General features: G+C 46.6%; 21 protein-coding genes. 5 read left to right on the top strand and 16 right to left on the bottom strand.

Annotated elements, in window-relative coordinates:
- Window positions 1–218: 218 nt before the first annotated feature.
- The 8 genes from ACFYU8_RS24870 to ACFYU8_RS24905 all read right to left on the bottom strand — a co-directional run bounded on the left by ACFYU8_RS24870 (window position 219) and on the right by ACFYU8_RS24905 (window position 10,599).
- Window positions 219–2,096 (bottom strand): FtsX-like permease family protein, encoded by a 1,878-nt coding sequence (locus ACFYU8_RS24870; RefSeq protein ID WP_390304848.1) that lies wholly within the window; start codon window positions 2,094–2,096, stop codon window positions 219–221.
- Window positions 2,097–2,109: 13 nt separating this feature from the next.
- On the bottom strand, window positions 2,110–2,877 hold the full coding sequence (locus tag ACFYU8_RS24875; protein WP_144617731.1) for an ABC transporter ATP-binding protein: 768 nt from the start codon (window positions 2,875–2,877) through the stop codon (window positions 2,110–2,112).
- A gap of 174 nt (window positions 2,878–3,051) precedes the next feature.
- Window positions 3,052–4,059: an ABC transporter substrate-binding protein gene (locus tag ACFYU8_RS24880; protein ID WP_390304851.1), complete on the bottom strand. Its 1,008-nt coding sequence runs from the start codon at window positions 4,057–4,059 to the stop codon at window positions 3,052–3,054.
- A 155-nt stretch (window positions 4,060–4,214) separates the two neighbouring features.
- Complete coding sequence (locus tag ACFYU8_RS24885) at window positions 4,215–5,666, bottom strand: polysaccharide deacetylase family protein (protein WP_390304853.1); 1,452 nt, start codon at window positions 5,664–5,666, stop codon at window positions 4,215–4,217.
- Window positions 5,667–5,789, bottom strand: coding sequence for a hypothetical protein (locus ACFYU8_RS24890; RefSeq protein WP_390304855.1), 123 nt, complete (start codon window positions 5,787–5,789; stop codon window positions 5,667–5,669). It lies immediately after the preceding gene.
- 6 nt (window positions 5,790–5,795) lie between these two features.
- Window positions 5,796–7,025, bottom strand: a complete 1,230-nt coding sequence (locus tag ACFYU8_RS24895; protein ID WP_390304857.1) for an efflux RND transporter periplasmic adaptor subunit — start codon at window positions 7,023–7,025, stop codon at window positions 5,796–5,798.
- A 20-nt stretch (window positions 7,026–7,045) separates the two neighbouring features.
- Window positions 7,046–10,177: an efflux RND transporter permease subunit gene (locus ACFYU8_RS24900; protein ID WP_390304859.1), complete on the bottom strand. Its 3,132-nt coding sequence runs from the start codon at window positions 10,175–10,177 to the stop codon at window positions 7,046–7,048.
- Between the two features lie 38 nt (window positions 10,178–10,215).
- The gene (locus tag ACFYU8_RS24905; protein WP_390304861.1) at window positions 10,216–10,599 is read right to left on the bottom strand and encodes a MarR family winged helix-turn-helix transcriptional regulator; all 384 of its coding nucleotides are present in this window, start codon (window positions 10,597–10,599) and stop codon (window positions 10,216–10,218) included.
- 230 nt (window positions 10,600–10,829) lie between these two features.
- Here ACFYU8_RS24905 and ACFYU8_RS24910 point away from each other — a divergent pair, with 230 nt between their 5' ends.
- Together ACFYU8_RS24910 and ACFYU8_RS24915 are read left to right on the top strand one after the other, a co-directional pair.
- Window positions 10,830–11,984: a sensor histidine kinase gene (locus tag ACFYU8_RS24910; RefSeq protein ID WP_390304863.1), complete on the top strand. Its 1,155-nt coding sequence runs from the start codon at window positions 10,830–10,832 to the stop codon at window positions 11,982–11,984.
- Window positions 11,985–12,019: 35 nt separating this feature from the next.
- A complete protein-coding gene (locus ACFYU8_RS24915) occupies window positions 12,020–12,733 on the top strand; it encodes a response regulator transcription factor (protein ID WP_390304865.1) in 714 nt (237 codons plus the stop codon).
- A gap of 72 nt (window positions 12,734–12,805) precedes the next feature.
- On the opposite strand, the gene ACFYU8_RS24920 is transcribed toward ACFYU8_RS24915, so the two are convergent.
- The gene (locus ACFYU8_RS24920) at window positions 12,806–13,282 is read right to left on the bottom strand and encodes a GNAT family N-acetyltransferase (protein WP_390304867.1); all 477 of its coding nucleotides are present in this window, start codon (window positions 13,280–13,282) and stop codon (window positions 12,806–12,808) included.
- A gap of 221 nt (window positions 13,283–13,503) precedes the next feature.
- On the bottom strand, window positions 13,504–15,225 hold the full coding sequence (locus tag ACFYU8_RS24925) for an amidohydrolase (protein WP_390304869.1): 1,722 nt from the start codon (window positions 15,223–15,225) through the stop codon (window positions 13,504–13,506).
- Window positions 15,226–15,500: 275 nt separating this feature from the next.
- On the opposite strand from ACFYU8_RS24925, the gene ACFYU8_RS24930 reads away from it, so the two are divergent.
- Window positions 15,501–15,950, top strand: a complete 450-nt coding sequence (locus ACFYU8_RS24930; RefSeq protein WP_390304872.1) for a MarR family winged helix-turn-helix transcriptional regulator — start codon at window positions 15,501–15,503, stop codon at window positions 15,948–15,950.
- Window positions 15,938–17,557: a DHA2 family efflux MFS transporter permease subunit gene (locus ACFYU8_RS24935; RefSeq protein WP_390304874.1), complete on the top strand. Its 1,620-nt coding sequence runs from the start codon at window positions 15,938–15,940 to the stop codon at window positions 17,555–17,557. The genes ACFYU8_RS24930 and ACFYU8_RS24935 overlap by 13 nt, the downstream gene beginning before the upstream one ends.
- A gap of 39 nt (window positions 17,558–17,596) precedes the next feature.
- Here ACFYU8_RS24935 and ACFYU8_RS24940 read toward each other — a convergent pair whose 3' ends face one another.
- The 6 genes from ACFYU8_RS24940 to ACFYU8_RS24965 all read right to left on the bottom strand — a co-directional run bounded on the left by ACFYU8_RS24940 (window position 17,597) and on the right by ACFYU8_RS24965 (window position 23,163).
- Entirely contained in the window at window positions 17,597–18,202 is a 606-nt protein-coding gene (locus ACFYU8_RS24940) for a pentapeptide repeat-containing protein (RefSeq protein WP_390304876.1), read from the bottom strand.
- Entirely contained in the window at window positions 18,199–19,611 is a 1,413-nt protein-coding gene (locus tag ACFYU8_RS24945; RefSeq protein WP_390304878.1) for a sensor histidine kinase, read from the bottom strand. Before ACFYU8_RS24945 ends, ACFYU8_RS24940 begins: the two co-directional genes overlap by 4 nt.
- Window positions 19,592–20,239, bottom strand: coding sequence for a response regulator transcription factor (locus tag ACFYU8_RS24950; RefSeq protein ID WP_390304880.1), 648 nt, complete (start codon window positions 20,237–20,239; stop codon window positions 19,592–19,594). The genes ACFYU8_RS24945 and ACFYU8_RS24950 overlap by 20 nt, the downstream gene beginning before the upstream one ends.
- The gene (locus ACFYU8_RS24955) at window positions 20,217–21,299 is read right to left on the bottom strand and encodes an undecaprenyldiphospho-muramoylpentapeptide beta-N-acetylglucosaminyltransferase (protein WP_390304882.1); all 1,083 of its coding nucleotides are present in this window, start codon (window positions 21,297–21,299) and stop codon (window positions 20,217–20,219) included. Before ACFYU8_RS24955 ends, ACFYU8_RS24950 begins: the two co-directional genes overlap by 23 nt.
- Window positions 21,296–22,279 (bottom strand): polysaccharide biosynthesis protein, encoded by a 984-nt coding sequence (locus ACFYU8_RS24960; protein ID WP_390304884.1) that lies wholly within the window; start codon window positions 22,277–22,279, stop codon window positions 21,296–21,298. The genes ACFYU8_RS24955 and ACFYU8_RS24960 overlap by 4 nt, the downstream gene beginning before the upstream one ends.
- A gap of 128 nt (window positions 22,280–22,407) precedes the next feature.
- Complete coding sequence (locus tag ACFYU8_RS24965; RefSeq protein WP_390304886.1) at window positions 22,408–23,163, bottom strand: metallophosphoesterase family protein; 756 nt, start codon at window positions 23,161–23,163, stop codon at window positions 22,408–22,410.
- Here ACFYU8_RS24965 and ACFYU8_RS24970 point away from each other — a divergent pair.
- The gene (locus tag ACFYU8_RS24970; RefSeq protein ID WP_390304888.1) at window positions 23,135–24,265 is read left to right on the top strand and encodes an SMI1/KNR4 family protein; all 1,131 of its coding nucleotides are present in this window, start codon (window positions 23,135–23,137) and stop codon (window positions 24,263–24,265) included. The genes ACFYU8_RS24965 and ACFYU8_RS24970 overlap by 29 nt on opposite strands.
- Window positions 24,266–24,316 lie beyond the last annotated feature (51 nt).

Consider the following 24,316-nt stretch of genomic DNA (forward strand, 5'->3'; position numbering starts at 1 on the left):
ATGATTATCATTATCTTTGTCAATGGTGGAATGTGTTCATTATTTGTTGTCCTCAAACTGCTGTGGTCGGGAAGAAGCGCTTCCGTACAGCTATGGTTTTTCACCATTTTCACAGCGTTTGCAGGTCAAATCACAGTGGCTATCAGTCGAAGTACAATGGGGTTTCCCTGCCAGTATAAAACACGAAAAAATCCCCCTCAATTGAGGAGGATTTTTATTTACGCTTCTTTTGGCAACACAATTCCACGATAAAGCTGGACTGTGATGTAATAGTAAATCGCATAGACCACCACGAAAATCACCGTTGGAATCCAGATGTTCAGATACGGATCCAAGAGGATGAACGAGAACATCTCCATACCGATCAATACGTGCATCAGACCGATAATCGCCGGGAAAATGAATACCATGAACAGCTCTTTGTAGATCGACCCTACGAGCAACGATTGACGAACGCCGATTTTTCTCAGCATGCTGTAACGATCTTTGTCACGAGCAGCCCCGGACAAGATTTTGAACATCAGGCAGCTCGCCATCATCGCCAAGAAGGCAATTCCGAGGAAGAAGCCCATGAACATCGTCCCGCTTGTGAAAATGAACATGCCCGCATACGTGCTGTATTTGGAAGACGTATATACATCTTCTGCTTTTACATTAACGATAGACGCAACCAATTGCTTTTGGCGCTCATCCATTCCTTTTAAATCCTGCGTGTATTTTAAATAATCGTCCACTTGGGCAAGGAGAACCTTGTGTTCACTTCCTGAGATCCCTTCATACGTTGCCTGATCGACAATGCGGACAGATTTTCCCTCCAGCATCTGATAGTTAACGAAATTGGTAGAGATCGCATTTTCCCAATCGTCTGGAACCGAATCGATATTCCCTCTTTCTTCTTTTGTCGCATTCATGATGTACACATCTTTAGGCATTGGTTCTGTAACGCGTTTTGGCTTGTTTTCGGCAGAGTAATTTTGAATGCTGTTTGTGGAAATCAGCAACGGATTTGCGAGCAAGTCTTCTTTCAGGTAGTAATACGACTTGTCGTCGACTTTGTATCGATACGTATTTTGCTCCAGGACGTTCATTTTTTTCAGTGCCTGATAATCCTCTTCTACCGGATCATGCAGATTCACGTCATACACATGGAACACAGTGGTAAACAAATTGACGTTTTGCTGGAACGCCAAGCCCCCTGCCATCGCCCCGACACCAAGCCCGATCAACATTGCTACTGTACCAAGGATTTTGGTCAAGTTGTTCACCCGAAAGCGCAGCTGAGCAAAGGTGAATGCGTTCAACTTGCTATCATTCAGCTTTTTATTTTTCTTCAAAGCCTGTACAAGAACGGGCAGCAACGAGATGAAAATCAAGTACGTCCCGATGGTGCATGAAATAGCCCCGACGATAAAACCAAGTACTTGCAGGTACATAAGCAAGTGCAAGCATGTATAGCCCAGAGCCAACAGGATAACTCCAAGGATGGCTACCAACACCGCTCCGATTCCTTTTGACTTGATTGTGTCATTTTGCTGCTCGGCACGGATGAGAGCGAGCTCAGTAGCACGAGCCAGACGAATGGCATTAATCGTGGAGGTGATCAGAAAGAGTACGAGGAAGAATCCCCATGTAATCAACATTGCCGGCAGATAAAAAGCATAGTAACCCTCTGTCGAAATCTCCAACAGATTCATGAGCAAGACACCGATGCCACTCGCGAGCGCAATACCGACGAGACTACCGATTACCAGAGAAACGATCCCCATTGTCAATGTTTCCAGGAACAAAATCTGGCTGATTTTCCCCTTCTTCGCACCTAAGACCATGTACATTCCCAACTCTTTGCGCCGCAGCGAGAGTAGGAATGAGTTCGCATAGAAGATATAGAAAATCGTGATAAACGCTAGCAGGAATGCCCCTACATTGAACACGATTTGAATCGAAGAGATCATCGAGTTGTTTTTCGTGTAGTCAGAATTGAGGGCAAGCGTCTGGAACATGTAAAAAATTGAGATGGAGATGACCAGACCCACGAGTAGAACCAGATAGTCCTTCATCATCTTCCGCATACTTGACAATGATAGCTTTAAAAGCATGTAACGTTACCTCCTAGCGTACATCATGTGATGCACCTAGCTCGGCCAGTACATCCAGAATTTGTTTGAAAAATTGCTGACGATCTCCCGTGCGCTGAATCTCGGTGTACAGCTTGCCGTCCTGAATGAACAGGATTCGTTTGCAATAGCTCGCGGAAAAGGCGTCATGCGTAACCATCATGATGGATACTTGGTGGTTCTCGTTCAAATCTGTCATCGTTTCCAGCAAGCTTTTGGCATTCTTCGAGTCGAGGGCTCCTGTCGGTTCATCCGCAAGCAAAATCGCTGGATCATGCACGAGTGCACGTGCTGCTGCTGCGCGTTGTTTTTGTCCCCCGGAAATTTGAACCGGATATTTTTGCAAAATCTCTTCGATCCCGAGTGTTTGTGCTACTTTACTTACTTTAGTGGTGATCTCTTTGGAAGAAACACCTTGCAGAGACAGAGGCAGTGCAATGTTCTCGTACACGGACAAATTCTCTAGCAGGTTGAAATCTTGAAAGATAAAGCCGAGCTTTTGCGAACGAAAATCTGCGAGCTGGTTACGTTTCATCTGTGTAATGTTCGTGCCCGCGATTTCAATAAAGCCTTCCGTTGGACGATCCAAAGTGGAAATGACGTTTAGCAGAGTCGTCTTCCCCGAACCAGATGGCCCCATGATTCCGACGAACTCTCCTTTGTCTATCGTCATCGATACGCCTTTTAAGGCATGCGACTGGCTTTCACCTTTTGTCCCATATATTTTTTGAACGTCTTTCACTTCTAGTACAGCAGTACTCATTTTACGTTCCTCCATTCTTTCTATTGACTAGCGTTCGTTGTTTCCGTCGCTATCAACTGTAACCAAATTCCAGAATAGGAGCTATTGATGTTCCTTACAGTTATCTTTACATTTTGTAAGGTTTATTACGTGAGACGAAAAAACCATCCTGTGAGGGATGGTTTTTGTTGTGATCTATTTTTTGTTCTTGTTCTCTTCGTGTCTTTTAATCAGCATATCTACGAACATATCAATATGTGCTGTGATCGCGATCGGGTCATAGCGATAGAATGTGTCGTAGTCGTTGTAGAAAATCTGATTGCTTTTGGCAGCAGAGGTCGCATTCCAGACAGCGGACTCCTGTAAGGTTTTCAGGGCTTCGCTATTTTTTTCCGGGTTGTAAAAAGTCACGAACATGTAGTCTGCCGCGTATTCTGGCAAGGTTTCCATGGATAGCTGTACGGTTTGCTCTTTGGATTTGTCTGCATGTGGCATTTTCAGCTTCAATGCATTGTACACCGTTTGACCACCGCGCCCTGCGTTGTCACCGAAGATCCATAAATCTCCTTTGTTCGTCAACTCGTAGAGTCCAACCGTTGCATTCTCATCCACGATGCCTTTCAACTTTTCACGGCCCTCAGCAGCCTTTTTGTCAAAGTTAGCGATGAACTTGTCTGCCTTTTCTTTATCCCCAACCACTTCTCCGAACAATTTGACCGTATCGTAAATGTTTGTCGCCGTACCGTACGGCAAATAAACGGTTGGAGCGATTTTGGACAAGGCTTCATAATTGTCATCATACATGACGACGATGAGGTCAGGAGCGAGTTCTAATGTCTTCTCCGCATTGATCCGCGGGCTCCCCACGTCCTGCGCATTTTTCAATTGTTCAATGGTAAACGGGCTTTTGAAAGCTTCCGTCTCTGCACCAATTACATTTCCGCCTACTGCAATCAACTCCCCGGCGTAGTAGTCAGTCACAATACGCTGTGGCTTGTCAGGAATTTGAATTGTCCCTTTTGGCGTTTCGATGCTCCGCATTTTTTTCTCAACAGGCGCTTCTGTTGACTTTTCAGCTGGCTTGGAAGCGGAATCCGTCGCTGGTGCTGGCGTTGCCGTATTTGCTCCACCGCACGCCGTCAAAAAAAGCGAGAACACAAAAATAACAGCTAGGATAGCTTTACCTGTTTTGTTCGTAATCATGATGAGCCTCCCTTATGTACGTTTGTAAGATAGATGTAAGAATCGCTATTATCGATATTGATTATCATTATCGTCAAAACTATAACAAAGAGTATTTTTACTGTCAATCGCCCGAGCTTTGCGAAAAAAGGTAAAAACCCTTTCTGAGAAAGGGTTTAGTTGCCGGAACGGCTTTGCTTGATCATATCGTCCATCTTCACAAAGGTGTAGCCTTTGTTTTTCAAGCTTTCCAGTACAAGCGGGAGTGCCTCAATCGTGTGGATGTCATCGAGCATATGCAGCAAAATGACACTGCCATTTTTCGTCTTGCTCATGACACCATTCACAATATCTTGAGCGCTGTTTTTCTTATCCCAATCCAGAGTGGTGACGTCGTACAACGCAATGACCTTGTATCCCGTGGCTGCAATCACTTTGGCTGTGTGATCGTCTACTACGCCAGTCGGTGGACGGAACAGCATGACAGGCTGCTGTTGGATCGCTTCCGTAATGACCTGGTGTGCTTTGACCACGTCCTTCTGCAATTCTTCGGCTGTCAGCGTCGTTACGACCGGATGGTTATAAGAATGGTTTGCCACATCGTGACCACCCTCCACCATCGCTCTCGCCAAATTCGGGTTGTTCTCCACCCCTTTTGCCCGCAAGAAGAAGGTCGCTTTCACATCATGCTCTGCCAAAATGTCTAATAGTTTCGTTACGGTTTTGTCGCTTCCCCAGTCGTCAACGGTTAGCGCGATCTGTTTTTTATTTGTGTCGACCTGGGATATGATCTCGTACTCTGCATTTTCGTAGTTCGGATTCAGTTTCGCCGCGTCAAAGCCTGGTATTTGTTCCAGCGGCTTGCGTTCACCGCCGTTTTTCACCATCTCACTGAGCGGAACAAACTGGTAGCCAATATCTGCTGCCGCCTTGGCGATCAACGGAATGGCAGGAATCACCTCAGGGTTGATATCTGTATTGAGTGAGATAATGCTGCCCCTGGACATGTAGCGAGCTATGTAATCTCCGATGGTTTTGGCGTCTTTCTGCAAATCACGGTCCTTTGGGTTGATGTTGTAGCTGACGACCGCTTCCATCCCGAGATGGGCCGCTGCCAAACGAACATCATCAGTCACATCGCCGGATTTGGTTCTCACATAGCGAGGCGAAATACCCGTCTCGCGTTTGAATACCTCATTACTCAACTGAATCTCCCGAAAGATTTGCTCGTAGCTGAGCTTGCTCATGTCCAGTTGATTCAGTGTGTTGTTTTGGATTTCATGACCGCGAGCCAAAATGTCCTTGGCGATGTCTGGTTCCTCGGCGACTCGCATACCCGGGAGAAAAAAGGTTGCTTTGATCTTATGAGCATCTAGCTGCTCCAAAAGACTTTTCATCATCTTATCGTCGCCCATGCCGTTAAACGTCAGAGCTAGTTCCTTGCGCCCCGTGTATACTTGAGACAGCACCTTGCTTTTTTCACCCGTGTATCGGGTGATTTTCTGTTTCTTCTCTATCTTCTGGCGCTCAGTGGATTCATCTTTACTCGCAAACATCGAGCATCCGGAGACGAGCACGACTGTCATGAGCAGGACAATCCCTTTGCACAGTTTGGTGGAAATAATCATTTATGACTCCTTATCAACTGCCATAGCTAAAATTATACTCTGTTTGGCAATTTTGGTAGAGTAGATAATCTTTCCATTTGATAAGAAAAAGAGGCGGATCTGCTCCGCCTCTTTTTCGTCCATTTCTGCTTACTCCTGAATACTCACCTTGCCGCCGTCCGTAAGCAGTGTCTGTCCTTTTACCACGACTTTTTCTCCGCTCGCTAGGCCGGACACCACTTCAATCAACTCGCTTGTCGAGTTGCCCGTCGACACTTCCACTTGCTTGGCTGTTTCCCCTTCCAGCTTGAACACGTACTGTCTGCCTTCCCGATCAAAGACTGCCTTACGAGGAATGACCAGTGACTTCGCTCCTTCTGAACCTTGTGAGAAGGTAATATTCACGACCATATCGGACTTCAATTCATTAGAAGCATTTGGGATCGTGATTTCTACTGGATAGGCTTTGAGCTGCGAATCCATGACGGGACTAATCGCCGTTACTTTTGCCTCAATCGTTTTTCCTGTTGACTGCACATTTACTTTTACAACGGTTCCAATCTTTACTTTCGTTACATCTGCTTCGGACAAATTCGCTTTGACCACAAGTGGGTTTGTTTTGACGACGGTCACAATTGCTTGCTGGCCTGCCATCTGTCCAACTGCTCCAGTCACGCTTGCGACAAATCCGTCGATCGGAGAGACGACAGTGGCGTTCGCCAATTGCTCTCGCGCATTTTGCAGTCTGACCTGTGACTCCGATACACTAGCTGCCGATACTTGCACACTTGTTTTTTGTTTCGCGCTTTGCAGCTTCTGCTTTGCATTGTCATAGGAAATCTGGGCTTTTGTGAGCGTTGAATTTACCTCTTCCATTTTCTCAGCAGCAATCGCCCCTTGTTCAAACAGCTTCTGATTACGTTGTTGATTTAGTTTTGCGTCCGCAAGCGCTCTTTCCGCTTCTGTCAAATCATTTTGTGCTTCCACCAAGCCTTGGTCAGAGGTGCTGCCTGCTTGCGTTAAGTTTGCATTTGCCACACGGAGAGCTGCTTCTTGTTCTCTTACGCTGTTAGACAGCTCATTCGTATCGAGTGTAAACAATAATTGACCTTTTGTTACGAGCTGACCCAGCTTTACGGGTAGAGACGTAATTTTCCCGCTGGTTTTGGGTGACATTTGCACTTCCTCACTCGGTGCCAATTTTGCTGTCAGTCCGGACTCAGAGGTCACAACGCCTTGTACTACCGTTTCAACCTTTACAGGGGTAACCGTTTCTTCTGGTGGAGGAGCAGTTGTTGCTGCATCTTCCTGGCTTGCGCATCCTGTGATCAAGGTAAGGGAAAGTAGCGCCACAATCGCGATTCTTTTATTTATGATCATGAATGGTTCCTCCTCTTTTCTCATGCGTTTGTCGATTCCAAAGTGGCAATCATTTTCTTTTCCTGTTTTTGCTTACGTTTGTTGCGTCGCTTCTGCCCCATTTCGTCAAACCATACCGTAACCACAGGTACGAGTATCAGTGTGATCATGGTGGAGAAGATCAGACCATACATGACGGTAGTAGCCATAGGCGCTTGCAGCTCTAAACCAGACCCTGCTGCAACGGAAAGCGGTGCAATGGCCATAATCGTCGTGAGCGTTGTCATCAAAATCGGACGCAGACGAGCAGGCCCCGCATGTAAAATCGCTTCATGTAATTCCCAACCTTTTGCACGCAATTGATTGATCAAGTCGATTAATACAATCGCATTGTTGACGACCAGACCGATCAGCAAAATGTATCCGATCAAGACAGATACGGTAATAGGCGTGCCTGTAAACAAAAGTCCCAATATGACCCCAGTAAGGCTCGGAGGAACCGAGAACATGATGATAAATGGACTGAAAAAGGATTCAAACTGAGCAGCCATAACCATGTACACAAGCACGACGGACAAAACAATCGCGAGACCCAGATTTACAAAAGAATTTCCCATATCCTCGCTTTGCCCGCCAATTTCGATGGTGTATCCGTCCGGAACATTCAGCTTATTGACGATACTCGTAATTTCTGTCGAGACCGCTTGCAAGTTATCCCCGATCATATCGCTTGTGACCGTCACTTCACGCGTCATGTTTTTGCGCTCAATCGATGGCGGTACATCGACTTTGCTAATGGTCGCTACGGAAGTGAGGCTGATTTGTGCACCCGTCGGCGTGGAAATACGCAGGTTCTTCAAGTAATTGATATCTTCCTTATAGTCTTCTGGCAGCTTGAGATTTATATCAATTTCATCTTCACCTGTACGATACTGGGTAACAGTTTGACCATGGAAAGAAGTTCGCACAGCAGAAAGGATTTCATTTGTTGTCAATCCGTACAAGCTCGCCTTCTCTGTATTGACCTTCACATCGAACTCCTGACTCATTTCCTGGACACTGGTAGATACGTTCATCGTTCCCTGTACCTTGGCTACTTCCCCTTTTACAATCTCACTCAGTTCCGTTAAGACGGCCAGATCATCTCCGCGAATTTCAATGGAGATTGCTGGTCCGCCCCCCATACCACCAGAAAGGGATAGCACCTTGATTTCTGCTCCTGCAATATGCTTGACTTGCTCTTGCAGGCCCACAGCAATTTCCTCTGTTGATCGCTTTCTCGTAGAAATCTCTCCAACTTGCAGATCGATTGTTGCTTTATGAGAAGTAGATGCACCACTCTCTGAAGTACCGTCGCTACCCCCGATCGAAGACTTGACCAATTTCTTTTCTGGCACTTGATTGACCACTTCTTCTACCTGTTTCATCACTTTTTCTGTTTCCGTCAAAACGGTACCCTTTGGTAACTTGATCTCTACCTGGATTAATCCTTGATCCATTTCTGGGAAAAATCCTGCTCCGAGAGATGGAACTAGCATCAATGAGCCAATCAACATGGCAAAAGCAGATCCAATCACCGTTTTTCGATGACCCAATGCCCATTTGAGTACCCTTTGATAGCCTTTTTCCACTTTATGGAACCCGATATTAAACCAGATCAGCGGATTGAAGCCTCGATATTTTTCGTGATTCGTATGCTCCGGTACTGTTTTTAACATGCGAGCACTCATCATCGGAACCAGCAAGAACGTGAAAACGAGCGCTGCGATGTGTGAGAAAACGACCGTCAAAGCTAACGGTGCGAACAGCTCAGCAACAAGACCTTGTGTCAGCGCAATCGGTAAGAATACGCAAATTTGTGCCAATGCGGAAGCCATCACTGCGGTTCCTACTTCTTTGGAGCCGACCAATGCCGCTTCCATCATACTCTTGCCCTGTTCCCGCTGACGGAAAATGTTTTCCAGCATAACGACCGCGAAATCCACTAATGATCCCAATCCGAGCGTGAGACCTGCCAGGGAAATCAGGTTGATTGTTTGACCTGTCATATACATCAAGAGAAAGGTTGATATGATCGATACAGGCAGGACAATGACCGCAATGAGCATTGACGACAGACTGCCCAAGAAGAAGAACAGCATGAGTACGCCAATGGCACCACCTGCTAGAGCATGTACCACCGTGTTGTCAACAGAGCTCTGGATGTATGTCGAGGTATCGAAAACGATACGCGTTTCTACATTTGCTGGAAGCGTGCTATTAATCTTCTCCAGCTCTGCCTTTACTTCTTTCGCGATTTTGATCGTATTGCCGCCGGTGCCTTTCATCACAGCAACTGCCAAGCTCGGCTTTCCATCAACGTAGCTCAGCTCGGTCACTTCTTTGATGGTGTCTGTTACTTTGGCGATATCACTTAATCGGATGAAGCTCCCACCGACAGAGATCGGAGTGAGTGCAATGGTGTCCACATTGGTGAATTCTCCTTGCACGCGGATACTGGTCTTTCCGTCACCTTCCCGTATCGCTCCGGCTGATCCAGATACATTACTGTTTTCTAGTGCTGACTTTATTTGATCCAATGTCAATCCATAGGCAGCTAGTTTGGCGGGGTCCACGATGATGTCGACGATTCGCTCTTGCCCACCAGTAACAGTGACAGAAGCGACACCGTTAATTCGTTCCAAACGGGATTTAATCAAATCATCTGCGATTTTTTTCAGTTTGTTGACATCTTGATCGCCAGTTACAGCCAGGTCAATAATCGGCTGGCTTGACGGATCGTATTTCAACACCCTTGGTGAACCAGCTGAATCCGGCAAGCTCCCTCGAACCAAATCCACCTTATCTCTCATGTTAAGCGTGGCTTGATCCATGTCTGTTCCCCATTTGAAATTAAGAGTTACCATGGAGGAGCCGTTCACCGAGCTCGATGTGATCTTGTCTAGATTTGGAACCGTACCTAATGCATTTTCAATCGGTTTGGTAACCAGCTTTTCTACCTCAGCTGGAGCGGCCCCCTCAACAGACGTAACGACCACCGCAACCGGAGCATTTAACGACGGCATCAATTCAATAGCTAATCGAGGAAAGGTAACCAAACCAAAAATGAAGATGGCTACGGATATCATAATCATCGTGACCGGACGTTTAATGGACAGTTCTGATATATTCAAAATTTTCTCACCTCATTATTTATAGGAAGCGTAACGTATCAGCTCAGTATTTCTTTCTCCAAAATAAGCTCGCGCAAGGAATCAAGCGATGCAGGTGTGCAAGCACTTCCCTCTTGTAGCTCCCAATTCGCTGGTACACGCTCCGTCAATGCTGCCCACACAATTCGCCGATCCGATTTATCACGAAATCTGCGCACCAAGTTCATCTGTTCCAGCCGACTGATTAATCCTGAGGTCGTACTATACGACAGATTGATCGCCTTGCTGATTTCTCCCATTGTCTTCGGGCTTATTGCGATTTGTTCCAGAATGAGAACTTGTTGCCAGGTAATATCACTTGAATCCAATGCTTGCAAGGAAAGCGTGGAAAACACGGTGCTCGTTTCCCGTAGAATCTTCGCTAACTGAAACAGTTCGTTCATAAAAGCCTCCCTACCTATCGTCTATTTTTCGGACCCTCTCGTTCGAGGCGTTCCCTCCACAGATCACATTTTACTTATACGATTCGTCGCCGAAGTCTATCAGATAGTCAAATTGTGGATTTCGATTTTATCTATCCAGAGATAGAAGACCATACACCGGGAGATAGACGACAGTGCATGCTAAAATGAAACTATAATGGGTACGTATTCCAAGGAAGGAGGTTGTCTTCTTGAACGCTTCAACTCGCTCCCGTTTCCTGCTCATTTGTTTTTTTGTATTGATCTCATTTTTTCTCATTCCAACTGCTTACATGCATGAACCCACCATTCCATTTATCATCTCTCTGATCATCATCTTCTGCTTCCTGCTGATGTTTCTCAGGCCCAAAAAGAACTGGAAACCTTTTCAAAAAGACATTGCCATTATCGTTCTTGGTACCGTGTCATTTATAAAAGTTCTATATGTAGGAAAAGAGATCGGTCTATCCTTGCCATTGGCAGCTTTTATTGGATTTCACATTCTTGAACGCCGAGCATTGTACTATGCGACTTTTTTTGGGGGATGCTCCTTTTCTTACATGTACTTTTATAAAGACTATAATTTTGAGGAGGTAATCGGCTATGTCGTGGCCTATATCGGATGGTATATCGGCGCACGAGGATTATCTCTTCAAAATCAAGCAAAGGAATCGAGTCAACAGCATCTCAAACAACTGCAAGAGGCGCATGTTGGACTCCAAGAAGCTCATTCTGAACTTCAAGCGGCCTCTGTGAATACACTTCGTGCCGCTGTCCTGGAGGAGAGGACCAGAATCGCCCGCGATGTTCACGACGCCTTGGGACACAGTCTCACATCGTTAATCGTTCAATTGAATGCTTTGAAATACATGCTGCAAGGCGGACCGAGTGACGCACAGGAGGCTGTGCGAGACATGCTTACGGTATCCAAGCAAAGCCTCGATAATATACGCTCGTCTGTACATACATTAGCTGCAGACAAATCATCTCTGGGAATCACACCACTGCGTATACTTTTATCACGAGCCCAACAGCATACCGACATCAAAATGCATCTGATCAGTCCCAATGCAGACATTCCTCTCTCTCAGCAGATGACGATTACGCTTTACCGGATTCTCCAAGAAGCTATTACCAATTCCATTCGACATTCTGATGCTACGGAGATTTTCATCGCGATTGAAAAAAAGCAAAACTTCCTATTCCTCTCTATTTGGGACAATGGGACTATTACGAATCATCATCAAATCAAACCGGGAATTGGCTTAATAGGTATCGCAGAACATGCCAAGCAATTAAACGGAGACCTTTCCTATTCCATTCGAGAACCCCATGGCTTTCAAATTGACATCAGCTTTCCGCTTTGATAAGCAAATAGCGATAAATACGGAGGAATGCCAGCATGGTAAATAAAAACAAAAAAGAGACCATTCGTGTGGTCCTGGTCGATGACCAAACGATGATCCGTCAAGGCTTGGGGTATGTCATAAAAATGCAGAAGGATATGGAAGTAAGCGGGGAGGCTTCCAATGGAGAAGAAGCCGTGAAGCTCGTAGGAGAAGTGATCCCTGATGTCGTCTTAATGGATGTACAAATGCCGAACATGTCAGGAATTGAAGCGACCCGAGAAATCACTCGATTCCATCCTTCGGTAAAAGTGTTAATCCTCACAACATTTGACACGTACGATTACATCGTAGATGGTATTCGCGCAGGTGCGGTCGGCTATATGCTAAAGGATTCCGATTCACAGGATATGTTGGACCTCATTCGCAGAGCCCATCAGGGAGAGGCACTGTTCTACACGGCTACAGCTGCCAAGGCTCTTGCGGAGGTTCTACAGTTTCAACAAGAAAATCACGAATCTGCATCTCATTCTGACTCTAATCCAGACTCTGTGCTTCCCCCTCTTGTCATGTTTGATCAGTTGACCGATCGAGAGCTGGACGTACTGGAGCAGCTATCCTACGGCAAACGCAACGATCAGATTGCGCAGCACTTGCTCATCACAGAAGGTACAGTCAAGACGCATATCCATCGGATTTTGCAGAAAATGGGCGTAGTAGATCGTACGCAAGCAGTTGCCAAGGCGATCCGGTATAAAATCGTGAAATAAGGAAGGAAACGTAAAAAAGCCCAAGCATCCAAAGCATGCTTGAGCGTTGTCGCTGATTGGAACAGACTACAGCTATTCCATACTCCGTACCTTTATGATCTCCACTTCCAACAACGGCAATTTTCTTCCAGGGATAACGGTAGACGTGATTTCTCCTACTTTTTTCGCTCCCCTCGACAAGTAAAACGGTTCTGCGTACGGATCGCTGTGGATGGTGATGACTGGGATATCTAGTTCTTGTGCCATCTCTACCATATGATGCCACAGAGCCTTTCCGTACCCTTTTCCTACTGCCTCCGGTTCCATGAACAAAAAACCTAATAGCCACTGCTCTTGCTCTTGATCCTCTTCCAGACTCATGAAGCCCTTGATGCTTCCCTCATCCTCTAGCACATATACTTCGTGCTTTTCGATATAGGCAGGCGATAACGTCAGGTCATCACGACAGGCCTCCATGAATTCATCACTGTATCCCCAATAAGCTTTGGAGCGATAGGCTAGCTCGCTCAGTTTGCTTGCTTCTTGTCCGATTGCTCTGCGGATGTTCATGTTAATTGATACCGTCCTTTGCGTCCTTTGTGCGGACGACGAATGGATTGCCTCCTACGTCCATCTCCAGTTTGATCGTTTTGATTCCTTCTGTTTGGGTCAAGTCAGACACCTCCAGCATTTGCTCGAATCTGAATCGTATGAATTATTCCTCAAAGACAGATGAGATTCCTCTCACAAAAAAAAAATGGCCATCGCAACGGACGACCATTTTTCCCCTCTTACTTTGCTTCCTTTTGACGATAGACTTCCTTCCCTTCAACCAAGGTCAGCACGACTTTCGCATCTTTGATTTGAGTGGCCGGAATTTTAAACAAGTTTTTATCGAGCACGATGAGATCTGCCTTCTTGCCGACTTCGATCGAGCCTGTAATGTCATCCACGTGATTGGCATAAGCACCATCAATCGTGAAGCTGGCGATCATTTCCGCAAGCGTCGCACGCTCGTCTGGGTTGGCAATTTTGCTCGGATCGGTTACTCCGTCCTCGATCCGCGTAATGCCTTGTTGAATGCCGTGCAGTGGATTGAATTCTGGCGTTACGATGTAGTCAGACGAAGAAGCTACATGAACCCCTTTATTCAGGAAGCTCTTCATCGGGTATTCTTTTTCTGCGCGTTCTTTACCTAAGTACGGCACTTCGATCTCATCGTAGTAGCCCTCTTCCTGCATAAACCAGAACGGCTGCACAATTCCGACTGCACCCAGCTTTTTGAAGCGCTCGATGTCTGTTTCATTGACCAGTTGCAAGTGAACGAGCGAGTGGCGAGCATCATGCTTGCCATTTTGTTTTTCAGCGAGCTCCATACCGTCCAGTGCAATGCGGGTAGAAGCGTCCCCGATAGAATGGACGTGCAATTGGAAGCCTGCCTTGTCTACTGCGGCAGCTGTTTGATTGTAAACATCTTGCTTCCAAATCAATTCTCCGTTTGTTTCCTTATGGACATACGGCTTTTCCAAGTAAGCTGTAGCGCCTTCTACGACACCATCCAAGAAGATTTTAACGGCGTTTACTTGGAATAACGGGTTTTGATTGCGCTCACGGATTTTTACGAATTCTGCGACCTGCTCAGGTCCTTTTTCTGGATTCGCTGTCAACGCATTGCGGAAGCGGATGGTCAGCTTGTCCTCTTTCGCGAGCTCCTCATATGCTTCCAGTACATTCGGATAGCGCAGCATATCCGGGTCGCGCACCGTAGTCACACCGCGTTCCACTGCTTTTTCTTGGTAGGCTTCAATTCCGGACTTGTATTGCTGTACGGTGTATCCGCCGATTTTTGACAGTACCAGATCCATGGCACTTTCACGCAACGTTCCAGATGGTTCGCCTGTTTTCGGATCGCGCTCGATAATGCCGCCCTCAGGGTTTGACGTGTCCTTCGTGATTCCAGCCAGCTTCAACGCTGCCGAGTTCACCCACAGAGAGTGACCATCATCTGAGGTCAGTGCGATGGGCGTAGTTGGCACGATTTTATCCAATACTTCCTTGCGTGGACCGATACCAGGCACTACCGGATTGCTCCAGCCGCGACCTTGCAGTGTTGGTTCGTTTGGATGCTCTTTTACGAATTTCTCGATGGTCGCAACGTACTCCTCGACAGAGCCTCCGTCAAACAAATCAATGGAGTAAATGAGTCCTGTCGTTTTGCTCGCATGCGTATGGCTATCGATAAAGCCTGGCAGCACCATTTGGCCTTTCAGATCGATTACTTTCGTATCCTTGCCAATGTGTGCTTTCGCATATTCATCTGCGCCGACAAAGACGATTTCGTCACCGCGAATTGCCACTGCCTCTGCCCAGCTGTTCTTTATGTCCACTGTGTAGACCGCGCCGTTGGTTAACACGACATCTGCTGGCTGTTTCGTCCCTTGAGCTGCCAAAGCCGACATCGGGCTCATCAGCGCTGTTGCGAGCAATGCGCTGGTTAATTTTTTCCCAAACACGTTAAGATCCCACCTATCTATTTATCTGATATGAAAAGAAAGCCAAAACTGATTGTAGCATCGCAACTCTGAAAATTCCATGAAATCAGGTCGAAATTTAGTATTTTTTCCCGATTTTTGACGAAATTAATCACATAATGACCAACTGAATTGGTCAAATTGGTAAAAGGTTGATTTTGACTTCCCTACATGAATCGATGTATACTCGTAATTGTTTTAGGGGGTAAACATTTAACTCCATATATAATTAAGTAGCGAAAATAGGAGAGGGTACCATGCAAAGCCAAGTCCATTTTGAAGAACTTTATATTCAACTCCAACGAAAAGTTTCGGCTGAGTCACACAAGCGTCTGGACCCACTCGTGTCAGGTTCACAAGCCATGCTTTTGCGAATTCTGGATGTGAATGGTCCGCAGAAGGCATCTTCTATAGCAGAACGTATGAATATTACCCCCGGAGCCGTTACGAGTCTCGCTGATAAATTGATTGCTTGTGGCTATGCCACGAGAAATCGTGATAGTACGGATCGACGCGTCGTGCAACTGGACATCACCGATCAAGGAAAAGACATCCTGCGGCAATATAAAGCCGTGGTAAGCAGCACCATTGAACAGTTTTTTGCCGGCGTATCTGATGATGACAAGCAACACTTGGTCCGCATCTATCGCCAGGTTCTGAAAAATATAGAGCAACAAAGAGAGGAGCATCAAGATTGCAACAGCTGACAGAGAAAAAGAAAGTGACGATCATGATCGCGATTATTACCGCCATGTTTTTCGCCGCGATCAACCAGACCATTATCGGGGTGGCCATGCCCCGCATTATTTCGAAGCTGGGTGGCATGGATTACTATTCGTGGGCGATTACGATTTATTTGCTGACCTCCACTGTCGCTTCTGTGCTGGTAGGGAAGCTCTCCGATATATATGGAAGGAAGCCTTTTATTTTGACGGGTATCGGGTTATTTAGTATCGGGGCCTTGTTGTCCGGGTTTTCCACCGATATTTTTCAACTGATTACGTATCGTGGGATTCAAGGGGCGGGTGCAGGGATCATCATGTCCACTGCTTTTACCGCCATGGGTGATCTGTACGAACCTCGCGAGCGAGCGAAATGGGGCGGAATCATGAGTGCCGTCTTCGGCGTATCCAGTGTGCTTGGCCCTCTGATGGGCGGTTATATCGTCGAACATCTCGACTGGCACTGGGTGTTCTGGATCTTCTTGCCGATTGGCGTGATTGCCTTTCTTCTGATCATGATTCATTTCCCGAAGGTAGCGAAGCAAGAAGGAGAGTCTGTCGACTACTTCGGCTCGCTGTTCCTGACGCTCACCATCGTACCGATGCTGCTCGCCTTCTCATGGGCAGGTGATGGGCCGGGCAAATACGCTTGGGGCTCGTGGCAAATAATTGGTTTGTTTGCCGCCACAATCGTTTCGTTGATCGTGTTTATTATGATTGAGATGAAAGTAAAGACCCCAGTGCTTCCGCTGGGCTTGTTCAAAAACAGTATTTTTACCGTCTCCAATTTGGTCGGATTCTTCCTGAATGCCGGGATGATGGGCGCAATCATCTATGTGCCGTTCTTTGTCCAAGGAGTCAAAGGCATCTCTCCGACGATGGCCGGTTATGTGGCGATGCCGATGTCTATTGCCATGCTCGCGACCTCCGCACTCGCAGGACAAATTATGACCAAGACCGGAAAATATAAAAAGATGGCGTTGAGCGGACTTTCCATCATGGCTTTGGGCATGGTGCTGATGTATTTCATGTCCCCAGCTACACCGATTTATTTACTCGTGATCTACATGGTCATTCTCGGTCTGGGGATCGGGATTGCGATGCCGGTCTTCTCCTTAACCGTGCAAAATGCAGTCGCACCACAGCAACTGGGTGTTGCTACAGCAACTTCGCAGCTCTTCCGCAACCTCGGTGGAACCATCGGAATTGCTGTCATGGGAACCGTCATGAGTGCCAGCATGTCTGCGAAAATGACGCAACTGTCGGGAGCCATGGGCCAAGGGAACAATCCCGCAGCAGCCGACCCCGCTCTGGCAGAGAAGCTGTCGCTCTTTACGAATCCGCAAAATTTGTTGGATCAACCCAAAATTGAAGCCACACTAGCTAGTCTGCCACCCGATTTGCAACCGCTGTTTACTCATATGCTGGATATGATCCGGGAAGCGATGAGCTATGGGATTACGACTACGTTTTTGACTGGGGCGATTGTAGCGGGAATCGCGGTCATCATCGCGCTGTTCCTGAAGGAAATTCCACTCCGTAGTGGGAAGGATATGGGGGAGAAGCCGGAGGATGAAGCAGGGAAGGCTTAATGGGAAAAGGAAGAGGGCACTTGTCCTCTTCCTTTTTTTTCATGGCGTATGGATTTGCCGCATGAGCCATGCTCTCGCTTCCTCCTCTACAAGAATGACTGGCTGCTCGGCGGTACCGATATTTATGCTTATGATAAAAGCTTCTTCTAATCCGATTACACCTTGTAATTGCGCTCCCCTAACTAACACTTCTTCAAACGAAGAATTACGGATATCTGCATCCTGTAAATCGGCATCTCTGAAATCTGCCTGATAAAAGAGTGCATTCACTAATTTTGCCTTCCGCAAATCGGCTCGCGCAAACACGGTTTCAAAGCACGAGCATTTTACAAAGTTTGCCTTTTGTAGATTCGCATTTGTAAAGTCTGCATAAGACGCTTCGCTTTTAATGAAAAGGGCATTTTCTAAATTCGTTGATCGAAACGTAGATGAGAAGAGGTGCGCTGCGTAGAAATCTTTCTTCTTTAGATTCATTCCGTCAAATGTACTGGCGATCAAACGAGATTGGTCCAAAGGGTACTCTGTTACATCTATAGAGCGAAAGTCTACTTCATCGACGACTAATCTCTCTCCTGTTTCCCCGATCGAATCAATCCATTGCTTGTGCAATTCTAATTGCTTCACGATATCATCAAGATGCATCATAACGAAACTCCCCCCACGGAACATCCCTGCAAGGAAAAAGCAAACACAATCTCCTCGCCTTCTATCTGCACATCATAAAGAGCCTGATGTTTGTCCAACACAGCTTTGACGATGGAGAGTCCTAGTCCCGTTCCGCTAAGCTGTTTGTTGCGAGACTGCTCGATCACATAAAATGGCTCCCAAATTTGCTTCAATTGCGCGACGTCTATACGTCCGACCCCATTTTTGATGGAAAAAACGACGGTATCCCCCGTCTGTCTGATCGAAATATCAATGCGCCCATTTGTCGTATACGTAACAGCATTGCCAAGCAGATTACCCAGCACCATTTCCAGCTTGTCACGATCAGCCCACACACAATCATTCGCATCCGATTCCTTCTGGATCGTGAGCTGAATCGCTTCTTGCTGGATAAGCAACTGGTATTTCTCCAGCGTTTGTTCCAGCACAGCCTGGAGAGAGACAGCAGTAAACGAATATTGATCCGTTTGATAGCGGGACAATTCCAGCAGCTTGTTGACCAACTCCGAGATACCGTCTGTCTGCTTTTCAATGACCGCCAGAAAGGTCCCGTCATCCAGACCATCCTTGATGCCCGCCGTATACGCCTTGATTAAAGCCAGTGGCGTTTTTAACTCATGAGAAATATCCGAAATAAACGTTCGCAGATTCCGATTTCTCGCTTCCAGCTCTTCGTGAGCGCGTTGGAGCTTGTCACTCATCCGGTTAATACTCTGGGCCAATTCCTCTATCTCATCGCCCGTCCGAATGTCTGCCTTTTGAAAACGCAGATTGGAAATCTCCTCCGCCGTATCCTTCAGCTGTGCGAGTGGGTCAATCATCCGTTTGGCAAACATCCCGCCCACGACAACGGTTAAGAGCAACGCCCCCAGAAAAATATACGTATTGAACTGATTCACAATGCGAATCGTATCACTGGAATACGCAACCGATTCACTGATCGCGAAAACCACTCGCTCCTTCATCATGAACCGGACGAGTACATTCGATTTCAATTTTTCTTGCATATACAGCTTGTTTACGTATTCTCCATCCTGTAAGGAAGCAACAGTCTCCTTAGTGACCCAAAACTTGCTGAGCGGTAATCCTTTTTGGGCAAAAAGCGCAAGCAGAGCTTTGTTCAAATCATTGTTGTTTCCCGTATACGAGGTGTACACGATCGTGACGCGGTACTCATTTTCAAGCCGTTGGATCTCATTTTGCAGAGCATTTGCTGTGAAGCCTTCCATCTGGGAAGTAATCGCGGATAACGTATTTTTCTTCTCATACAAAAAATACTTCGGCAAAAAGAACGTGTTAATAAGAAAAGACAAAACGTACACGACTGCAACCACAATGGCAATCTGCACAAACAGCCGCCGTCCCATCTTATTTATCCGGATTTTCAAAACTGTACCCCATCCCTCGATGTGTTTTTATCCAGTTATCGCCGATCTTCTCTCGCAAGCGGCGAATATGGGTGTCCACGGTTCTTTCCTCACCGAAATAATCGAATCCCCACACATGGTCGAGTAAGGCTTTTCGCGTCAATACTTTTCCTTCATGCTGCACAAAGTATTTCATGAGCTGGAATTCCTTGTTGGTCACATGCAGGTCTTCTCCAGCGTGATATATTTTTTGCGCCTCCAAATCCACCTTGATCTGTCCAAACGTATACTGCCCATCCAGATGCAGCATCTTTTTGGCGCGCGCTAACAAGATTCTCGGGTCAAATGGCTTTCGTACGTAATCGTCAGCTCCCGCTTGCAAGGCATGAAGCTCGTCATCTATTTCCCCTTTGGCTGTCAGCATCAAGACTTTTACTGTACTGTTTGCCTTGATTTCCTTGCATACCTCGATGCCACTTATTTGGGGCATCATCCAGTCCAGGATCGCCAGGTCGATTTGTTCGTTGTACAACATATTCAGCGCTTCTTGCCCATCTTTGGCGGTATACGTAGTGAAGCCCTCTTTTTCGAAGTAGGCTTTCACGATTTTGACCATGTATTCTTCATCATCCGCGATCAAAATGTTCATGTGCAACTCCTTTTAGCAATGCCCACACCTTGTCGACTGCTCTTCCATCCTTATTTTTCCTCATTTTCGCCAGATAAGTCTCGCGATTTTTGTACAGGGCGAGGATTCTCTCCACAAACATCTGTGTCGTCATCTGTTCCTGTAAAAGTACATCTGCGTAACCCGCAGTTTGAAAGTTTTGGGCGTTCACGAGTTGACCTGTACGTGCCCCTCCGTTCGTATGTGGGAGGAGAAGCATCGGTTTTTGTAATGCGAGCAATTCAGAAATGGCATTGGAACCAGCCCGGGATACAACCACATCGGCGGCTGCCAATAAATCAGCCAGTTCCTCTCCAACGAAATCATACTGCTTATACCCCGGATAATGAACAGAGTAATCAACCTTTCCCTGCCCACATATATGAATGACCTGGAATTGGGACAGCAAATTCGCCAGCGACCCGCGAACGATGCGGTTGATCGTCTCTGCCCCTTGACTTCCTCCCATGATCAACAACACGGGCTGCTTTTCATGAAACCCGCAGGCGGCGATTCCGCGCAGACGTTGACCTGCCTTGAGCGACTCCTTTATGAGCGGCCCGACATGGATCGCTTTTTCGCTGTTCAGCTTTCTCCTTGTTTCCGCAAATGTCGTGCATACTGTATCTGCAAAAGGCAGACAGAGCCGATTGGCAAGCCCCATATGCACATCGGGCTCATGAATAATCGTCCTGATCTTGTTCATGCGGGCGCCGAGCACGACAGGAACTGAAACAAAGCCACCCAGTGAGTATACGACATCAGGCTTTATTTTACGTAGTAAGAAATACGCTTGAAGGATACCGCGGAGCACCTGGAAAACATCAGACACGTTTTTCCATGAGAAGTACCTCCGCAGCTTTCCAGTCGAGATACTATGAAACTGTACGGCTTTTTGTGTTTCTACGAGCTGTTTTTCTATTCCTGTCTCTGAGCCGATATAATGCACTCGCCAACCTTCTTGCAGGCATTTGGGAATTAGAACGAGATTGCCTGTCACATGCCCGGCAGAACCTCCGCCCGTAAACAAAATGGTCTTCATGAAAGGAAACCTCCTGCCCGCAGCATTGCTCTCGTCTCTTCCTTGGTCAAGACCATCGACTCGGAATGGAAGCTGGAAAAGTCGACCTTCGGATATGCAGCGTAATAGGCGTGCAGTTCGTCTTGCGGAAAAGCAGGCAGGATGACAAAGTATTGGTCATTCAGGTCAATCGCCCTGTCACTTTCCATCTCGGACACCAGCATTTCATAGCGCTTTTCACCCGGGCGCATACCGATGGTGACAATACGGCTGCCCTGCGCTCCCGCCTCTTCTCTGAGGACCTCCGCTATATCCATGATCCGGCAAGAGGGCATTTTCAGTACGAAGGTTTCCCCGCCCAGACTTTTATGCGTAGCCGTAAAGAGCAGGTGGATCGCCTCTTCCAGACTCAAGAAAAATCTCGTCATTTGCTCATCTGTCACACCGAGATCCAATCCTTGTTGCAATTGGTTTTTGAAAAGGGGAATCACACTGCCTGTCGATCCCAAAACGTTGCCGCTTCGCACACAAACAAACCGGGTAATGACATCACGAGTGTTGGCCTGGATGATCAACCGCTCCCCAATCGCCTTGGTCATCCCATATGTGCTGGAAGGATTGGAAGCTTTGTCTGTGGAGACATAGATAACCTTCTTCACACCGTTGGCAATGGCCGCATCGATGACATTTTGCGTGCCGATCACGTTTGTTTTCAAGGCAATATACGGTTGGTTTTCACAAATCGGGACATGCTTCAATGCCGCAAGATGATACACATAATCGACCTGCTGACATGCCTGCATCAATTCCTCCTGATCCCGAATGTCCCCATTCATAAAACGCAGTCGTTTATCTTGAAAATGATGGCTCATTTCTACTTGCAGTGCTTCATTGCGCGAAAAAATACGGATTTCTTTTGGCTGCTGCGGCAGGAGTTGCTTCACGAGCTCCCAACCCCAAGAGCCTGTACCACCCGTTATTAAAATGGTTTTGTTTTTCATCTGCTGTACCTCCGAAGCATTCATGTGACTGACATGAATATCGTAGAGGTCGTGTGTTACGCCAGTGTGACAAATAACGAGAAAATGAAAAAATGACGCCAGAAAGGATCTCTGACGTCACTTTGGCCTCACAACTCTGCTCTTCCCGTACGGATCGCATACGCATAGTCTTTGCGCCCGTTTTCTTCCGCTCTTTTCGCTGCCTTCTCGAAATCATAGGGAACCAATACGTGCTCGACTAGCCACGAGCCACCTTGTCGTTTTACTGTGACGTACTTGGCATGGGGCGTCTTCGATTCCATCGAATGCGGGTACGGTTCTTCTTCAAAATACGCTGGGAGTCCCACGCTTCCCGGGTTTACCACGAGCTTGCCATCTGGGAGCCACACGGATTTGGGTACATGCGAGTGCCCGCAAAAAATGACTTTCTGCTGGACACCTGTCAGCTCGATCATCAATGCGTTTGCGCTTTTCTCGTCAATCCCATATGGAGCGATACTCTCCAATAAGTACACATCATCGGCAAAAGGTGTGCCGTGGCAAAACAAAAGTTCATCATGAATCCATTGCTTTTGGAATGACCCGATCCACTTCAGTATTTCTTCTGATAGCAGCGGCTTTATGTATTGAAACGTAATGGAATCCATTTGCTCTCCTAGTAAATATCTGTCACAATTACCCATAATGTGGGTGATAGTAGATCGCTCCATCAAGAGCTCCGCCGTTTTGAGCGGATCAAGCGGTCCGAATAAGGTATCGCCCAAATTCACGATGGTTTGAATTCCGCGGGAATCAATGTCGTGCAGCACGGCTTCTAATGCATAGGCGTTGCTGTGTATGTCGGAGATAACTGCGATGGAATGGTTGTTTTGGCTCAAGCTCATATACTCCTTTACAATTGAGGTGCTGGACAGGATGAAAGACATCGCTCCCAAAAGCGCGTTTATAACAAAGGTCGAAGAAATGCTGGACCAATACCGCAGCCTCTACGACGGAAATTGTCCGTATGTTTTGAATGAGCCTTTGACATTGAAACAGATCGAACAGTTCGAAGCTTCGGCTCACATAGTATTACCGCAAGACTACAAAGATTTCCTGCTCCACATCGGAAATGGCGGGAAACACTCTAAACAGTTCCCACTGTCATTGTCGCATGCAAAGGATTGCTTGGAAGAAAGCTTACGAAAAACAGTAGGCTTAGAATATATGCGTCTCCCCTTTTCCCTGGAGAAATGCAATAGCTGTTTTGACGAAGATTTAGACGAAACGGAAGACGATACGATCACAGACGATGAATATGATCACATGATCACGGAAGCTCTTCACGGTACTATCACTCTGCATAACGATGGTTGCGGTTATTTTATTGTCATGATTGTATCAGGTGAGCTTGTCGGTAAGCTGTACTACGTCGATACATGTAATGGACAGGGTACACGTTTTGTCAGTGATTCGTTTGCAGAGTATTATCTCAAATGGCTCAATCAGCAGATGACGCATAGATGGGCCTACTTGGAACAAAACGACAAGTTTGACTGTGTCATTACTGATATAAAGCTTGGTGGAAATGTTAGGGATTTGCATGTACGCAAGCTGAACAATGACTCTTTGTTTCAGTTTGAATATTTTTGCCCAGGTGATTTCATGCGCGAAGGGGGATATTCAGAGCATACAAAGGTCAACGATCACCTTGTGGTTTCCCTGTACATGGAACATATATCATTCAGTGTTTTAGAGCTGACCAAACTGGATAAAAGTATGGAACCCTCCCTTAGACATATTGGAGATCGCTCCTTCCACGAGGTCATCGGGCGTGTAAACAGACTATTTACACACGATATCGGCGGAAATCGTTTCCCGCTGTATGTGGAAGGACTGGAGCAAGAGATATTAATCAAAGGTGTTAAGGATATAGCTGTTTCCGTCGGGGATGTTTTTAAAATCCGAGGACGGTTGAGTGGAGAGGTTTATCGGATTACGCGGTAAAAAAGCAACACTTTTAAAGAGGATGCCCTTCTAGTGAAAGAAGAGAGGCAT

It is taken from the genome of Brevibacillus sp. NPDC003359 (genome assembly GCF_042878995.1).
GTDB lineage: Bacteria > Bacillota > Bacilli > Brevibacillales > Brevibacillaceae > Brevibacillus.

Excerpts from the sequence above, each read along its gene's own strand:
- ACFYU8_RS24885 (WP_390304853.1), bottom strand. The coding sequence starts at position 5,666 with ATGATTATTTCCACCAAACTGTGCAAAGGGATTGTCCTGCTCATGACA.
- ACFYU8_RS24940 (WP_390304876.1), bottom strand. The coding sequence starts at position 18,202 with ATGATGCATCTTGATGATATCGTGAAGCAATTAGAATTGCACAAGCAA.
- ACFYU8_RS24870 (WP_390304848.1), bottom strand. The coding sequence starts at position 2,096 with ATGCTTTTAAAGCTATCATTGTCAAGTATGCGGAAGATGATGAAGGAC.
- ACFYU8_RS24965 (WP_390304886.1), bottom strand. The coding sequence starts at position 23,163 with ATGAGCTTGAGCCAAAACAACCATTCCATCGCAGTTATCTCCGACATA.
- ACFYU8_RS24895 (WP_390304857.1), bottom strand. The coding sequence starts at position 7,025 with ATGATCATAAATAAAAGAATCGCGATTGTGGCGCTACTTTCCCTTACC.
- ACFYU8_RS24915 (WP_390304865.1), top strand. The coding sequence starts at position 12,020 with ATGGTAAATAAAAACAAAAAAGAGACCATTCGTGTGGTCCTGGTCGAT.
- ACFYU8_RS24950 (WP_390304880.1), bottom strand. The coding sequence starts at position 20,239 with ATGAACATTTTGATCGCGGATGATGAAGAATACATGGTCAAAATCGTG.
- ACFYU8_RS24930 (WP_390304872.1), top strand. The coding sequence starts at position 15,501 with ATGCAAAGCCAAGTCCATTTTGAAGAACTTTATATTCAACTCCAACGA.
- ACFYU8_RS24960 (WP_390304884.1), bottom strand. The coding sequence starts at position 22,279 with ATGAAAAACAAAACCATTTTAATAACGGGTGGTACAGGCTCTTGGGGT.
- ACFYU8_RS24880 (WP_390304851.1), bottom strand. The coding sequence starts at position 4,059 with ATGATTACGAACAAAACAGGTAAAGCTATCCTAGCTGTTATTTTTGTG.
- ACFYU8_RS24970 (WP_390304888.1), top strand. The coding sequence starts at position 23,135 with ATGGAATGGTTGTTTTGGCTCAAGCTCATATACTCCTTTACAATTGAG.
- ACFYU8_RS24890 (WP_390304855.1), bottom strand. The coding sequence starts at position 5,789 with ATGGACGAAAAAGAGGCGGAGCAGATCCGCCTCTTTTTCTTATCAAAT.
- ACFYU8_RS24905 (WP_390304861.1), bottom strand. The coding sequence starts at position 10,599 with ATGAACGAACTGTTTCAGTTAGCGAAGATTCTACGGGAAACGAGCACC.
- ACFYU8_RS24875 (WP_144617731.1), bottom strand. The coding sequence starts at position 2,877 with ATGAGTACTGCTGTACTAGAAGTGAAAGACGTTCAAAAAATATATGGG.
- ACFYU8_RS24955 (WP_390304882.1), bottom strand. The coding sequence starts at position 21,299 with ATGAAGACCATTTTGTTTACGGGCGGAGGTTCTGCCGGGCATGTGACA.
- ACFYU8_RS24920 (WP_390304867.1), bottom strand. The coding sequence starts at position 13,282 with ATGAACATCCGCAGAGCAATCGGACAAGAAGCAAGCAAACTGAGCGAG.